The organism is Cognatishimia sp. SS12, assembly GCF_028369055.1.
GTDB lineage: Bacteria > Pseudomonadota > Alphaproteobacteria > Rhodobacterales > Rhodobacteraceae > Cognatishimia.
In genome coordinates this window covers 692,515-707,275 of sequence record NZ_JAQNCZ010000001.1, presented here as the reverse complement: position 1 = coordinate 707,275, position 14,761 = coordinate 692,515, and the positions used below count along the sequence as shown (strand labels likewise).

General features: G+C 59.2%; 16 protein-coding genes. 5 read left to right on the top strand and 11 right to left on the bottom strand.

The genetic code is table 11. The features are described 5' to 3' along the window. Positions 1-89: 89 nt before the first annotated feature. Complete coding sequence (locus N6L24_RS03460) at positions 90-1,193, top strand: PAS domain-containing sensor histidine kinase (protein ID WP_271843237.1); 1,104 nt, start codon at positions 90-92, stop codon at positions 1,191-1,193. Here the strand turns inward: N6L24_RS03460 and N6L24_RS03455 are convergent. Both N6L24_RS03455 and N6L24_RS03450 read right to left on the bottom strand, forming a co-directional pair. Continuing rightward, positions 1,168-2,043 carry a DMT family transporter gene (locus N6L24_RS03455; protein WP_271843236.1) on the bottom strand — a complete coding sequence of 292 codons (876 nt, stop codon included), beginning with the start codon at positions 2,041-2,043 and terminating at the stop codon, positions 1,168-1,170. The two genes, N6L24_RS03460 and N6L24_RS03455, sit on opposite strands and share 26 nt — an antisense overlap. Position 2,044: 1 nt before the next feature. Further along, entirely contained in the window at positions 2,045-2,464 is a 420-nt protein-coding gene (locus N6L24_RS03450; RefSeq protein WP_271843235.1) for a Fur family transcriptional regulator, read from the bottom strand. A gap of 286 nt (positions 2,465-2,750) precedes the next feature. Between N6L24_RS03450 and N6L24_RS03445 the strand changes: the two genes are divergently transcribed. Beyond that, complete coding sequence (locus N6L24_RS03445; protein ID WP_271843234.1) at positions 2,751-4,085, top strand: DEAD/DEAH box helicase; 1,335 nt, start codon at positions 2,751-2,753, stop codon at positions 4,083-4,085. A gap of 1 nt (position 4,086) precedes the next feature. Here the strand turns inward: N6L24_RS03445 and N6L24_RS03440 are convergent, their stop codons facing one another. The 8 genes from N6L24_RS03440 to N6L24_RS03405 all read right to left on the bottom strand — a co-directional run bounded on the left by N6L24_RS03440 (position 4,087) and on the right by N6L24_RS03405 (position 11,052). Further along, positions 4,087-4,929, bottom strand: a complete 843-nt coding sequence (locus N6L24_RS03440) for a PhzF family phenazine biosynthesis protein (RefSeq protein ID WP_271843233.1) — start codon at positions 4,927-4,929, stop codon at positions 4,087-4,089. Positions 4,930-4,983: 54 nt separating this feature from the next. Continuing rightward, entirely contained in the window at positions 4,984-6,402 is a 1,419-nt protein-coding gene (locus N6L24_RS03435) for a protein adenylyltransferase SelO (protein ID WP_271843232.1), read from the bottom strand. 30 nt (positions 6,403-6,432) lie between these two features. Continuing rightward, positions 6,433-6,882 carry a GNAT family N-acetyltransferase gene (locus tag N6L24_RS03430; RefSeq protein ID WP_271843231.1) on the bottom strand — a complete coding sequence of 150 codons (450 nt, stop codon included), beginning with the start codon at positions 6,880-6,882 and terminating at the stop codon, positions 6,433-6,435. After that, positions 6,879-7,820 (bottom strand): nucleoside hydrolase, encoded by a 942-nt coding sequence (locus tag N6L24_RS03425; RefSeq protein ID WP_271843230.1) that lies wholly within the window; start codon positions 7,818-7,820, stop codon positions 6,879-6,881. The genes N6L24_RS03430 and N6L24_RS03425 overlap by 4 nt, the downstream gene beginning before the upstream one ends. Before the next feature lie 164 nt (positions 7,821-7,984). Then, positions 7,985-8,998, bottom strand: coding sequence for a Fe(3+) ABC transporter substrate-binding protein (locus N6L24_RS03420; RefSeq protein WP_271843229.1), 1,014 nt, complete (start codon positions 8,996-8,998; stop codon positions 7,985-7,987). 78 nt (positions 8,999-9,076) lie between these two features. Then, positions 9,077-9,877, bottom strand: a complete 801-nt coding sequence (gene mazG / locus N6L24_RS03415; protein ID WP_271843471.1) for a nucleoside triphosphate pyrophosphohydrolase — start codon at positions 9,875-9,877, stop codon at positions 9,077-9,079. A gap of 93 nt (positions 9,878-9,970) precedes the next feature. Then, on the bottom strand, positions 9,971-10,603 hold the full coding sequence (locus N6L24_RS03410; protein WP_271843228.1) for an outer membrane protein: 633 nt from the start codon (positions 10,601-10,603) through the stop codon (positions 9,971-9,973). 158 nt (positions 10,604-10,761) lie between these two features. After that, positions 10,762-11,052 carry a hypothetical protein gene (locus N6L24_RS03405; protein ID WP_271843227.1) on the bottom strand — a complete coding sequence of 97 codons (291 nt, stop codon included), beginning with the start codon at positions 11,050-11,052 and terminating at the stop codon, positions 10,762-10,764. A 61-nt stretch (positions 11,053-11,113) separates the two neighbouring features. Between N6L24_RS03405 and prfA the strand changes: the two genes are divergently transcribed. The 3 genes from prfA (at position 11,114) to N6L24_RS03390 (ending at position 13,861) form a co-directional block, all read left to right on the top strand. Beyond that, positions 11,114-12,169: a peptide chain release factor 1 gene (prfA, locus tag N6L24_RS03400; protein ID WP_271843226.1), complete on the top strand. Its 1,056-nt coding sequence runs from the start codon at positions 11,114-11,116 to the stop codon at positions 12,167-12,169. Next, entirely contained in the window at positions 12,166-12,999 is an 834-nt protein-coding gene (prmC, locus tag N6L24_RS03395; RefSeq protein ID WP_271843225.1) for a peptide chain release factor N(5)-glutamine methyltransferase, read from the top strand. The genes prfA and prmC overlap by 4 nt, the downstream gene beginning before the upstream one ends. Positions 13,000-13,222: 223 nt before the next feature. Next, positions 13,223-13,861, top strand: coding sequence for a DUF4167 domain-containing protein (locus tag N6L24_RS03390; protein ID WP_271843224.1), 639 nt, complete (start codon positions 13,223-13,225; stop codon positions 13,859-13,861). A 54-nt stretch (positions 13,862-13,915) separates the two neighbouring features. Here N6L24_RS03390 and rsmA read toward each other — a convergent pair whose 3' ends face one another. Further along, positions 13,916-14,758, bottom strand: a complete 843-nt coding sequence (rsmA, locus tag N6L24_RS03385) for a 16S rRNA (adenine(1518)-N(6)/adenine(1519)-N(6))-dimethyltransferase RsmA (protein ID WP_271843223.1) — start codon at positions 14,756-14,758, stop codon at positions 13,916-13,918. Between the last annotated feature and the right edge of the window lie 3 nt (positions 14,759-14,761).

Below are 14,761 nucleotides of genomic sequence, written 5' to 3'. Positions count from 1 at the left end.
CGCAGATCGCGTTTTGCTGGCGCCGATTGGGAATGTGATTATTAATTGGTGTCGGAGACGTGGATGTGCGAGTGGTGGCGGAGAATAGCATGACAAATGCAAGGCAACTGGCCCTAAGCGAGCCTCCTGCGCAGCTTGAAACCTCTGTTTTGGAGGGGGCGGGCATCGGTATCTTTGATCTCGACCTGCGCAGCGGACGCTCTGTCGTCAATGAAACCTGGAAAACCATGATCGGCCTGCCCGGCGATGCCATTCTCAGCCCTCAGTTGGTCTGGCGCGACCGGATTCATCCCGATGATCTGCCCGCCGTCGAAGCCGCCGATGCCGCGCTTTTTGCGGGGGAAACACGCCGCAGTAAATCGGTGTTTCGCGTGCGTCACGAAGCCGGACATTGGGTTTGGATTCAATCAGATGCTGGGGTGACCGAACGCGCCGCAGATGGCAAGCCCGTGCGGTTGCAAGGTGTGCATATTGACGTAACGGATCATCGCGAGCAGCAACAAGCCAAAGACGAATTTATTGCCATGGTCAGCCATGAATTGCGCACGCCGCTGACCTCGGTCCTGGGCGCGCTGAAGATCGCAAATAGCGGTCAGATGGGTGACTTGCCGGCCCCTGTCACCAACCTTTTGCAGCTGGCGCAACGCAATTCCAACCGGCTGCTGCATCTGGTGAATGAACTGCTTGATTTTCAAACCCTTGAAAACGGTCAACTGACCTATGAGACCGCGCCCATCGATGCGCGCGCGGCGGTTTCTGATGCGATGCTGTCCATTCAGGGGTATCTGCAAGACGGCCAGAAAGTTGCCGTAGAGCTGCCAGAGGGCGACGCGCCACTTTCGATTCTGGCAGATGAGGTCCGTTTGCAACAGGTGTTGGCGAACCTTTTGTCCAATGCGGCGAAATTTTCCCCCGGTGAGACCACGATTGAGCTTAAGCTGACGCACAAGGACGACAGCGTGATGATCGCGGTGCGCGACCATGGGACCGGCGTGCCGCAGGAACTTGAGGGGCGGATGTTCCAACGGTTCACCCAAAGCGCGAATTCGCAAAAAGTCACGCACAAAAGCACCGGGCTTGGTTTGGCGATCTGCAAGCAGATGACCGAAGGCATGGGCGGTGAAATCGGCTATTTCAACAATGATGATCGCGGCGCGACCTTTTGGGTCAAATTCCCCGCGCAGCGCGACTGATCTGCGCCTCGCGCAGCATCACGAACAACCCGGATCCGATCACCAGCGCAGACCCAAATAGGGTTGCCGCATCCGGCACTTCGGCAAACAGAAGAAACCCAACCACCGCTGCAAAGGGCAGCCGCGCATAGCGCAGCGGCGACACGGCCGAAACCTCGCCGATGCGCATGGCAATTGTCACGCAAAGATACCCCGTCAATGCCAATGCACTCATCGCAAGCAGTATCAGCGCCGCTGTGCCGTTGATCGGATCAAACCCATCTGTCAGCGCGCTCAGGATCAGACCGGTCGGGATCAGCCCAGAGAAGGCATAAAACGAAAGCAGTGGGGTTGAGGCCTCGGGCGGCGCAAGGCGCGAGGCAAGGTCGCGGATCGAAAGCGACACCATCCCAAGAACCGCCAACAGCAGCGCGACATCCAGCGAGCCGGAGTTGGGCCGCACGATGATCAGAACGCCGATAAAACCGACAATAATCGCGGCCCAGCGTCTTGGGCCGACTTTCTCCTTGAGGCCCCAAGCCGCGCATAGCGTGATCACCAGCGGCACCGCCTGCAAAATTGCGGCCACCGATGACAGGGGTGCAAGGCTCAGCGCGGTGAAAATCGCCAGTGCGGCGACAATTTCGGCGATGTTCCGAATGATCAGCACCGGATGGAAAAACACCGCGTCGCGCACCGTGGTGCCCTTTCGGCGGCAGAGCAGATAAAACACCACGGCCCCGGCAAGACCCATGCAGGTCATGATCTGGCCTTTGGAGATGCTGACCGAGAGGAATTTGATGATACCGTCGGCGCTGGAGAAACAGGCCATACCGATCAGCATCAGCCACATGGCTTTGAGGTTGTTCACCTCAGCCCCTGTCGCGTTTGAGGGGCACGCCGTAAAGCTCTAGCTTATGGCCCATCAGACGGAAGCCGAGCTTTTCAGCGATTTTTTCCTGAAGCTTTTCAATTTCAGGGTCCATGAATTCGATCACTTCGCCGCTGTGAATATCAATCAGGTGGTCATGGTGCTCGCGCTCTGCATCCTCATAACGCGCGCGGCCATCGCCAAATTCCAACTTGTCGAGTATCCCGGCCTCTTCAAAGAGTTTGACCGTGCGGTAGACCGTCGCCAGCGAGATCGCCGAATCGCGCTGACTGGCGCGGGCGTACAGCTCTTCGACGTCAGGGTGGTCATCGCTCTCTTGCAGCACAGCCGCGATGGTGCGGCGTTGCTCGGTCATGCGCAGACCTTTGGCTTCGCAGCGGGCAAGGATGGTGTCGCTCATAGGGGCCTCAAGTTGCTCTGGCTCTCTTCCATACAGAGTGGGAGGCGGCTTTTCTAGCACTTAAGCGGCATTGTCCAGTGTCCGGGATTGGGAATAATGCTTGACTGGCGCTGGAAAAGGGCGCAGATGCCGCACAAAGGTCGGCGATGCCAATAACGGGGCATCGCAACCATTGACGGGCAGCGCCACAGCGCAGGCCCGGGCTGTCGAGCAAGAGGCATATGGGATGTCTTTCGTTTATGGCGGTCACACGCCATAGCCCGCTTTGGGCGCGAAAGGATATCGAATGGCTGATTTCGACGAGTTGGGCTTGCCCAACTCCATTGTGACTCGTTTGAAAGAAATGGGTCTGACCAAACCAACACCAATTCAAGATCGTGCAATCCCACATGGGTTGAACGGTAAAGACGTGATGGGCCTTGCCCAAACCGGCACCGGCAAAACGCTGGCGTTTGGCCTGCCGCTGATCGCGCAATTGCAAAGCTATGGCAGCAAGCCGGCACCGCGTTGTGTGCGTGCCTTGGTGCTGGCCCCAACACGTGAGCTGGCCAATCAGATTTGCGCCTCTCTCAAAGCCTTCACCGATGGCACCCATTTCAAAGTGGGTCTGGTTGTGGGCGGCGTTGCGATTAACCCGCAGATCACCCGCATTGCGCGCGGCACAGATGTGGTTGTGGCCACACCCGGCCGGTTGATTGACCTTATGGATCGCAAAGCGATTGATCTGGAGCAGACCGATTTCTTGGTGCTAGATGAAGCAGACCAAATGCTTGATCTGGGCTTTATCCACGCACTGCGCCGCATTTCCAGCGAGCTGCCGGAAGAACGCCAGACCATGCTGTTCTCGGCCACGATGCCGAAACAGATGAACGAAATCGCCAGCACTTATCTGCGTGCGCCCGTGCGCATTCAGGTTTCGCCTCCGGGCAAGGCGGCGGACAAGATCGAACAATCGGTACATTTCATTGCCAAAGCAGAAAAAACCACGCTTCTCAAAGAGCTGCTGGGCAAACATCGTGATGAAGCCGCGATTGTTTTCATGCGTACGAAACACGGCGCAGAACGGTTGATGAAAACGCTGGATAAGGCCGGCTTTTCTGCGGCTTCGGTGCATGGCAACAAAAGTCAGGGTCAGCGCGAACGCGCGATCGCCGGTTTCCGTAGCGGGCAAACCATGGTGCTGGTGGCAACCGATGTGGCCGCTCGCGGGCTTGATATTCCGGTGGTGCGCCATGTCTATAACTACGAGCTGCCCAATGTCCCGGATAACTATGTGCACCGTATTGGCCGCACAGCGCGCGCGGGCATGGATGGGGCGGCGATTGCCTTTTGTTCCCCGGATGAATGTGATGAGCTGAAAGCGATTCAGAAAGTCATGAAGATGGAAATCCCTGTGGCTTCTGGCACCCGCTGGATGGACATGGATGATCCGAGCCACAAATCCAAAGGTCCAGGGCGCGGCGGTTCCGGTCGTCCAGGTGGCCGCGGTCGGCGCGGCGGGCGTCCCGGCGGGCAGGCTGGGGGTCAAGGCGGCGCGCATGCCGGCGGCGGCAAACCCGGTGGCGGACGGCGCCGCAGTGGCGGCAACGGGCGTCGCGGGGCCAAGGCGGCCTCTGCCTGATCTAATAGACGAGAGTGCCCTGCATAATGCGTTTGGCCGTGCCCGAAAGGGTCACGGCCTTTCCTTTTGTCATGGCTTCTATCACGCTGGGGCGGCCCATATCGTCGCCTTGATGAATGCGCAGCGTCAGATCCTTGCCTTCGATTTCCGCTAGCAGGGCGGCCAGTGTGGCGCAGGCCGACCCTGTGGCCGGGTCTTCGGGGATATTGTCGAGCGGCGCAAACATGCGCGCATCAACGGTTTGCCCATTGCGCACATAGGCAAACTGCGAAAAGTCCAGCCCCGCCGGATAGCGCGCAGCGCCTTCGCGGAAGGCGTCGCTATGGGTTTGAATGCGCGCAAGGGCGGCGCGGCTGGTCAGCTCTGAAATGACAAAGGGCAATCCGAGTGTGGCCAGCACCGGGGCGTGAGTTGTTGTTGTGATGTCCTCTTCGGATAAGCCGAGCGCTCGGGCGACCAGAGCGGTTTCAATGTCTGCCACCCGCTCCAGCGCCTTTGCGGTCGTGAAGCTGGCACGCGCGCCCTCAACCCAGCAGCGCAGGGGGCCAACGCCCAGTTCCAGCACCATCTCAGCAGGTTCACCGATATCATACAGTGCAAGCGTGGTGCCAATGAGCGGATGCCCGGCAAAAGGGATTTCCATCGTCGGCGTAAAAATTCGCACCCGCGCTGTATGCGCCCGGTCCTCAGGCGGATAGATAAAAGTGGTTTCCGAAAAATTGAATTCGCGCGCGATCCGCGGCAGATCGGCCTCGGGCAGGGCGGTGGCATCCGGGATCACGGCAAGCGGGTTGCCGCCAAATGCCTGATCCGTGAAGACGTCATAAACGAAATACTGAGTCATGGGAGAGCCGTTTTCCTCACATTGTTCGGGGGCTTGGTTGGCTTTTGATCGACCTTAGGTGCCGCAGAATGTTGCCTTCACAATCTCGTCTTCTTTTGGCGGCTCTGCGAGGTCCCGATAGGCGGGGTTTTCCTCATAGGGGCGGGCCAGCGCGGTGGTCAGCCTATGAAACGGCGCGTCATCGCCCGCCACCGCTGCGTCGATCATTGCTTCGATCTGGTGATTGCGCGGGATGAGATACGGGCTGACTGCGCGCATATGCGCGCTGGGGTCGGGCACCTCAGCGATACGCGCCTGCCAGCTGCCCTGCCATTTGGCATAGGCGGCAGCGTCTGACATGTGATCCGCGGCGCTGCCTTGCGCAAGGGCGCGGAAGCTTTGGGTGAAATCGGCGCGGGAATTCGCCATTAGGGTCAGAAAACCGTTGATCAGCGTCTCGTCTTCTTGGCGCGCATCGGTAATTCCCAGCTTGGCGGCGAACCGATCGCGCCAGTTTTTGCGCAGAAGGTCCGGCATCGCGTGAATGACCTCAGTGAAATCGCGCACCGCTGCGTCGGTGTCCGGCATCAGAGGCACCAGCGCGGTGGCCAGCTGCGCCATGTTCCAAACGATGATGTCGGGCTGATTGCCATAGGCATAGCGCCCATTGCGGTCGATGCTGGAAAATACCTGCATCGGGTGAAAGTGATCCATAAAGGCGCAGGGGCCATAGTCGATGGTTTCCCCTGAGATGGCGCAATTGTCGGTGTTCATCACGCCGTGAATGAACCCAAGGCTCATCCAATGCGCCACCAGATTGGCCTGCGCGTCGATCACCGCCTGAAGGAAGCTCAGCGGGTCCTTGGCAGCCGGGTAATGCCGCGCCACGGCATGCTCATAAAGCGCTGTCAGGCCTTCGATGTCCTGCCGCGCCGCCAGCACCTGAAATGTGCCGACGCGGATGTGACTGCGGGCCACGCGGGTGATGACACCGCCGGGCAACGCGGTTTCACGCTGCACCTTTTGGCCGGTGCGCACCGCCGCAAGCGCGCGCGTCGTTGGAACGCCAAGCGCATGCATCGCTTCGGACACGACATATTCGCGCAGGACCGGCCCCAACCAGGCGCGCCCATCGCCATTGCGCGAATAGGGTGTTGGCCCCGAGCCCTTGAGCTGAATGTCAAACCGCCCCTGATCGGTCTCAACCTCGCCCAACAAAATCGCGCGCCCGTCTCCAAGTTGCGGATTCCATTGGCCAAATTGATGCCCAGCATAAAGCTGCGCCAGCGGCGCGGCACCCTGCGGCATATGGTTGCCCGCAAAGATTTGCGCCAGGTCTGCGTCATTGTCGGCCCCGGTCAGGCCGAGCTGATCAGCCAGCGGGCGATTAAAGGCGATCAGCTCTGGTGCAGCGACCGGCGTGGGCTGACAGGGGGTAAACAACGATGCGGGCAGGCGGGCATAGCTGTTGTCAAAGGGAATGCTCAGGGTCATGGCTGCTATATAAGCAGGCTTTGCCTATGATCAAAGGCGCAAAGTCATCAGGCTGTATTGCTCGCGCAGCTTGAAATGCGCCCGCCCATAGAGGCGCTGCACCGCGTCATTGTCGCGCGCGACCTCAAGATGCACGGCGCGCACCTCAGCCGATTTCAGCATATTGCGCAGCGCGGCCAGAGCATTGGTTGCGACACCACGCCCACGCACGCCGGGCCGCACGTAAAGCTCGTCGATAAAGCCATCCATACCGCCAAATTCGATCGACCAGCTGAAGGTCAGCGCCGCATAGCCGATTGGCGCGCGGGCGGGGCCCATCAGATAGATCGCCCCATAAGGCGAGCCTTCCAGCAGGGGCAGCAGCGCCCGTTCACGGGCGGTTTCTTCGGTGCCAAGGCCCATTTCGGCGTGAAAGGCCGACACCAGCGTCATCAGTTTGGGCAGATCCGCCGGTTTGGCAAGGTGCAACGCGGTGCTCATAGTCGGGCCAATCTTTCTGTCAGCAGGGCAAAGAAACCGTCAGCGTCCACGTCTTGCATGAAAAGCGCGTTGGGCGTGCGGTCCGTCACGCCCCAAAAATCGGCCACAGTCATACCGAGGGTCAGCTCTGACTTGGTTTCGATCATCACATTGATATGTCGCCCGTCGAAAAGCTCGGGTCGAAGCAGATAGGCAATGACGCAAGGGTCATGCAGCGGTGCGCCTGCGCTGCCGTATTTCTCGACATCAAAGCGTTCGAAAAAATCCAGCATGTCGGCCATGGCAATACCCGCTGTGGTGCCAAGATCGCGCAGCGCGGCAACCCGTGCCGGGCTGGTCAGCGCCTTATGCGTCACATCCAGTGGCATAACGGTCAGTTTGCAACCGGATTTAAAAACAATATCAGCGGCTTCCGGGTCGACATAAATGTTGAATTCGGCAGCGGGTGTGATGTTCCCAACCTCAAAATATGCCCCGCCCATCATCACGATTTCGGCCACCCGCGCGATAATTTCGGGCGCTTTGGCAAAAGCTGTGCCGATATTGGTCAGCGGTCCCAACGTACAGAGCGTCACGCTGCCCGCAGGTTCCGCGCGCAGGGTGTCGATAATGAAATCAACGCCGTGCTGGTCCTGAAGCGCTATTTTGGGTTTGGGCAAGTTTGCCGGGCCATCGAGGCCGGTCTTGCCATGCACATGTTCCGCCGTCACCAGCGCGCGCTGCATGGGGGCGTCGCAGCCTGCAAAAACGCGGGTCTCGGGTTTGCCCGCCCATTCACACACAATGCGGGCGTTTTCCGAGGTGCGGGCCAACGGCACATTGCCCGCCACCGTGGTGATGCCCAGAACACTGAGCGTTTCGGGGCTGGCGAGCGCCAGAAAGATCGCCGCGGCGTCGTCCTGTCCCGGATCGGTATCGATGATAATCTTGCGTGCCATTGCTGCGTGCGCCTGCCTTTGATGTTTTGCGGTCAGACTGCGGGCGCGGGCGCGAAATGTCTAGGTGAAAGCCCGGCGCTGGCGATGCGGCGCCGATGCGCCTCGCGCACAAAAAAGGCGGGCCGCAGTTGCTGGCCCGCCTATTCTTGGATCAAGTGACTTGCTTAGCCGTCAAAATCCACGGTTTCGATCAGCTTGATCGCAGCATCGCGCTGACCTGCAAGGGTCATCAGGTTGACGCTGTCAGGGGTAAAGCTGCCCCAGCCTTCCACCAGCGGATCAGCTTTGGTGCCTTCGGCAATCGGGTATTCAAAGTTGGCTTTGGCGTAGATTTCCTGCGCTTTTGGCGAGGTCAGGAATTCCATGAATTGCAGCGCTTCGTCCTGATTTGGCGCGGATTTCACCATGGCAACACCAGAGACGTTCACATGGGTGCCGCCGTTTTCGAAGGTTGGGAAAATGACATTCACGCTGTCGGCCCAGGCTTTTTGCTCGTCGTCTGACAGCATTTTGCCCATGTAATAGGTGTTGCCGACCGAGATATCGCATTCACCAGCCCAGATCGCTTTCACTTGGGCGCGGTCATTGCCCTGCGGTTTGCGGGCCAGGTTGGATTTGACGCCTTCCAGCCAGGTTTTGGTAAAGGCTTCGCCGTGATGTTCCAGAACCGCAGAGGTCAGCGCAACGTTATAAGCGTGGGTGCCAGAGCGGGTGCAAATACGGCCCTGCCATTTCGGGTCAGCGAGATCCTCATAGGTGGTCACTTCGCCTTCTGCCACGCGATCTTTGGAGGCATAGACAATGCGCGCGCGGGTCGTCAGGCCGAACCAATGGCCGTCGGGATCGCGGTAAATCTCTGGCACGTTGCTCAGCAGGGTTTCAGAGGCGACAGGCTGGGTGAAACCCGCATCAACCACAGCGGCAAGACGCGAGATATCAACGGTCAGGATCACATCAGCAGGGGAGCGTGCGCCTTCGGCCTCAAGGCGTTCAATCATGCCTTTTTCCAGATAGGCAACGTTGACCTCAATGCCGGTTTCGGCGGTAAAGGCATCGGTCAGCGGCTTGATCAGCTCAGGCTGACGGTAAGAATAAACATTGACCTCGGCAGCGGCGAGGGGCAGCGCGACGCAGCTCGCAGCTGCTGCAAATACGGAGTTCTTAAAAGTTGCGAACATGGGTTGACCATTCGTTTGTGTTTCGATGGCCGCTTTTAATCTGAGTTTTTTTGTCGGGTCAATACCTGATTTTTGTAGTCAGGAATTCTGCGCCAATTTTCGCCGCGCCTTTTCTTCGGCCTTCACCTCGTCCCAAAGCGCGTCCATTTCTGCCAGATCCGAGTCGGACGGGGTTTTGCCGCGCGCTTTCAGCTTGGCTTCGACCTGTTCAAACCGCCGCACGAATTTGGCATTGGTGGCCCGCAGGGCGGCCTCTGGCTCGACATTCAGGTGGCGGGCGAGGTTGGCGATGACAAACATCAGATCGCCCAGCTCTTCGGTCACTTCGGTCTGGGTGAGCGTGTCGCGTGCTTCGATCAGCTCGTGGCTTTCTTCGACAATTTTCGCCAGCACATGGCTGACATCCGGCCAGTCAAAGCCGACGCGGGCAGCGCGTTTTTGCAATTTATAGGCCCGCAAAAGCGCGGGTAGGCCAACGGCCACGCCATCCAACGTGCCTTGCTGGGCTTTGCCTGCGCGTTCTGCGGCCTTGATGGCTTCCCAGTCCTTGGTTTGCTGTTCGGCTGATTTCTCGCGGCTTTCATCGCCAAAGACATGCGGATGGCGCGCCACCATCTTGTCTGACATCGTGTCGGCGACGGCGTTGAAATCAAACAACCCGGCCTCCTCGGCCATCTGCGCATGAAAGACCGACTGAAACAGCAGATCGCCAAGCTCGCCCTTCAGATCTTGCCAATCCTGGCGCTCAATCGCGTCCGCGACCTCATAGGCCTCTTCGATTGTATAGGGCGCGATGGTCGCAAAATTTTGTTCTATGTCCCAGGGGCAGCCGGTCTCAGGGTCGCGCAAGCGGCGCATGATTTCCAGCAGACGGGGCATGCCGCCGTTGGGGGAATGGATGAGATCATCGGAAGATTTGTCTGACACGATAAGGCCCGCAGATTATGGTTGCGGCCACCATAGCAAAGCTGATCAGAACTTAAAGCCGATGCGCAGCTGCACGATGGTGTGGTCACTTTCTGCTGACGCCGCACTAAAGAAGTTTTCACCTGACATCGCATAGTGATCGACGCTAAGCCCGACAAAAGTGTGGTCAGACACCATATATTCCACCCCAATGCCATAGACGTCGCCCGACATGTCGATGAGGGTGCCATTTTCGTTAAACGTGCTCTCCGCCAGGCCAAAGCTGCCGAAAATCAACGTATTGCCAAAGGCATAGCCGATGCGCGCGCGTAGCGAATTTAGATCACTGTGGATATGGTTTGGGTTGCCTTGCACAACGGTTTGCTGCGGCAGGGCCTGTAGCTCAATCCCGACAACCAAATTGCGCCACTGATGGTCATAGCCAAGGAAACCGCCAAAGCCATCAAACCCGTCATTGGGGCTGTTGATGAACAGGAAGCCTTCGGAATAAACCTGCGTTGCGCCGTCGATTTCCGAATTGTAGGTCAGACCCAGGCGGAAGCCTTGCCAATCTTTCGGGCTGAGCGCCTCAAGCGGGGCTTCGACAATCGGATCGCCGAGCGAGCCGGCCAATGCGCTGCCCGCAAAGGTCATCGCGCAAAGTGTTGGGGCGGCGAGGGCGCTGATTTTCTTGAACATTTTCCACCTGGGCATATCGAACGATTCTGGCGCGTGCGCCGTCAATCCGCTGTTTTTGCCGCAAAAAAGAGTTGGAGTGTATGGATTTCCATAAAATTGCCACAATCTGTTTCCTGCAGGTCACAGGTGGGCGGCGCATGGGATCTGGGAAAAGGGGGTCAGCTTTGCGCGTCCACCATAGGGGCCGGAGGACCGTGGGGGGATTGCAGCGATGAACTCAGACAGCCGGGCGAGATTTCGCGCCACATCGGCACATTCTGCGACATCTGACATTGCGCCATGAACATGCGCCCATCCACCTGCAGGCAGGTCATTTCGCCCAATTCAACGCGGCTGCCGGTTTTGTCGGTGCAATAACATTCTATCACGCGCCCACTCGGGGCAGTGACATCCGCAAGCGCGGGCAGGGCGGTCAGCCCGGCAAGGATCAGGGCAACAAAGGCTTTCATAGCCTAAGTTTACCATAGACTGCGCCCTTGACCAAACCGGGCGGATAGGAAATGAAACGCCATGGTTCCTTTTGATCGACTAGAACAGATCGCCCAGCGGTTCGAATATCTCGAAGCGCAGATGGCAGATGGGGCAGCGGGGGCGGATATCGCTACGCTGGCCAAAGAATATTCTGATATCAAGCCGCTGGTTGAGCAGATTACAGCCTACAAACAGCTTTTGGCGGATCTGGAAGAAGCGCAGCTGATGCTGGAAGATCCGGACATGCGCGCCCTCGCCGAAGAAGAGCTGCCGCTGCTCAAAGAGCAGCTGCCCAAGGCCGAAGAGGCGCTGCAATTGGCGCTTTTGCCGAAAGATGCCGCTGACGCGCGCCCGGCGATGATCGAGATTCGCCCCGGCACAGGCGGGGATGAGGCGGCGCTTTTTGCCGGGGATCTGCTGCGCATGTACCAGCGGTATGCCGAGGCGCGCGGCTGGCGCTTTGAGATTATCGAAGAGGCCGCCACTGAACTCGGCGGCATCAAAGAAGTTGTGGCCCATATCAAGGGCGAAAACGTGTTTGCACGTCTGAAATACGAAAGCGGCGTGCACCGGGTGCAGCGCGTGCCGACCACCGAAAGCGGCGGACGCATTCATACCTCGGCCGCAACGGTGGCGGTGCTACCCGAAGCGGATGATGTCGACATTCAGATTGACGCCAATGATCTGCGCATTGACACCATGCGCAGCTCTGGGGCGGGCGGGCAGCACGTCAACACCACGGATTCTGCCGTGCGTATCACCCATATCCCGACCGGGATCGTTGTGACCTCGTCAGAGAAATCGCAGCACCGGAACCGCGAAATTGCCATGCAGGTGCTGAAAACGCGGCTTTATGATGCGGAACGGCAGCGGCTGGCGGATGAACGCTCTGCCGATCGCAAATCGCAGGTCGGCTCGGGCGACCGCTCAGAACGCATTCGCACCTATAATTTTCCGCAAGGGCGCATGACGGACCACCGTATCAACCTGACGCTTTATAAGCTTGATCAAGTGATGCAGGGCGATCTGGATGAGATCATCGATGCGCTGACCGCTGATGATCAGGCACAGCAATTGGCGGCGATGCAGTCATGATCTTGCGCCAGGCGCTGATGGAAGGAACCCGCGCCCTGCGCGACGTGGGTATCCCCGGCCCAGAGCGTGATGCGCGGCTCTTGCTGGCCGAAGCGCTTGGGATTTCTGTGTCGCGCCTGACGCTTGAGCCAGACCTGCCGGTCAGCACCGAAGAGGCCAGCCGCTTTCACCACATGCTGGCCCGACGCGCCGCGCGTGAACCCGTGTCGCGCATCTTGGGGCGGCGCAGCTTCTGGGGGCGCGATTTCGAAGTGACCCCGGATGTGCTTGACCCGCGCCCGGAAACCGAAAGCCTGATTGAAACCGCCCTAAAGGGACCTGCGCCAGAGCGGTTGATTGATCTGGGATGTGGCAGCGGCATAATCGCGGTGACACTTCTGGCAGAATGGCCCAAGGCCACGGGCGTGGCGGTGGACGTCAGCGCCCCTTGTCTTGACGTCACCGCGCGCAATGCGTCCACGCATGGGGTCTCCGGTCGGCTGACAACGTTGAAATCAGACTGGTTCGCCGATGTCACCGGGTCGTTTGATCTGATCGTGTCCAACCCGCCCTATATCACCGAAGCGGAGATGGCGCATTTGTCACCGGATGTTGCGCTGCATGATCCGCATCTGGCGCTTACGCCGGGCGGGGATGGGCTTGCGCCTTATCACGTTCTGGCCGCAGGCTGCGGCCGTCATCTGGCCCCCGGAGGGCGCATATTGGTGGAAATCGGCTGGCAGCAAGGCCCCGATGTTGCTGGGATTTTTAATGACGCCGGATTGACGGATGTGGCAATTGTGCCTGATCTGGACGGGCGCGATCGTGTCGTTTGTGGCACGCAACCTTAGTTTTCAGCGACAAATAGCCTGAAAATCTGATTTTTTGGCAAAAAACCCCCACGGGCACTTGTGTCACAGAAACGGGAAGGGTAATCAGGTAGGGTCTGGTCGGTGGATGCCCTTAGGCGGTCCCGCAAGACACCAAGCCAAAAAATTTCCGACCTGCTGAACTGCCTAATGGCGATGAAGCGGTCTTTAACAGCAGTGACATCAAGGCTGGACGAATTATACCATGAGATCATCGAAGTCCCGTTCGCGGTCAAAGAACAACCGCAATCGCCCATCAGGTGGCAACGTCGTCAATCGCGTTTTTGACAGTAGCGGCCCTGAGGGCAAAGTGCGCGGGACTCCGCAGCAGATCATCGACAAATACAACCAACTGGCGCGTGATGCGCAATTGGCGGGCGACCGGGTTGCGACGGAAAACTTCCAGCAGCACGCCGAACATTACATGCGCCTGCTGAGCGAAGCGCAGCGTGAAATGGATGCCAAACGCGAAGAGCAAGAGCGCCAGAACCGGGAGCGTCAGGCCGAACGCGATCGTGAACGCGCCGCGCGGGCCGAACGCCAGGAGCGTGAATCCAACGCGCCCGCGGCCGAAGCGTCCAGCGATCCGGCCGAGGCACCGCAACCCGATGTTGCGATGGATGTGATCGAAGCGGATGGCAACGGTCAGAGCAATTTGGTGGAAACACCCGAAACCAAATCCAGCGAAAGCAAACCCAAACGCGCGCCGCGACGTCCGCGCCAAAAGGCGGGCGAAGAGGCCGGTGAGGCCGCACCAAAGCCCCGCCGTAGCAGCAAGCCGAAAGCCGCAGAAACCGCCGAGGCCCCTGCGGCAGATGCCGGTGACGCCAAGGCGGCTGAATAAGTCCCACGAACAGTTATGAAAAACGCCCGGGCCATGGCTCGGGCGTTTGTCGTTTTAGGCTTTGTCCATTTCGCGGGCCAAGGCGCAGAACCCTTCCAGCGGGACGACTTCGGCCCGATCGGTGGGGGTGATCCCGGCGGCGATCAGACGATCTTCAATATCCGGGCTTAGCGATTTCAGCGAGGAACGCAGCATTTTGCGCCTTTGGTTAAAGGCGGCGGCCACAACTTTGTTCAGCGTGCCGGCATTGGCTTCAAATCTGGGGGCGGGCAGGGCGGTGAGATGCACGACAGCGCTGCTGACTTTGGGTGGCGGCGTAAAGGCCCCCGGCGGCAGGTGCAGCACAATCTTGGCATCCGCGCGCCATTGCGACAGGATCGCAAGCCTTCCGTAGGCTTTGCTGCCCGGCGTTGCGGTGATGCGCTCAGCGACTTCCTTTTGAAACATCAGCGTCAGGCTCTGCCAGAAGGGCGGCCAGGTCTTTGGCGTCAGCCAACGCACCAGCAGCTCTGTTCCGACGTTATAGGGCAGGTTGGCGGCAACCCGGATCGGCGGCGTCAGGTGGCTGAGCGGGTCAATCTCAAGCGCATCTCCATTGATCACCTCAAGCTGACCGGGATAAGCGGCGGCAATTTCGGCAAGGGCGGGCATGCAGCGGCTGTCTTTTTCGATTGCCAAGACCCGGCGCGCGCCTTCGGCCAGCAGGCCGCGTGTCAGGCCGCCAGGTCCGGGGCCGATTTCCAGCACATCGCTTTCACTCAGATCCCCAGCCAGCCGCGCGATTTTGGCCGTCAGGTTGAGATCAAGCAGAAAGTTCTGCCCCAACGCTTTGCGCGCCGAAAGGTCGTGGGTGGCGATGACGTCGCGCAACGGGGGCAGGGAGTCGATGGCGGCCATTGG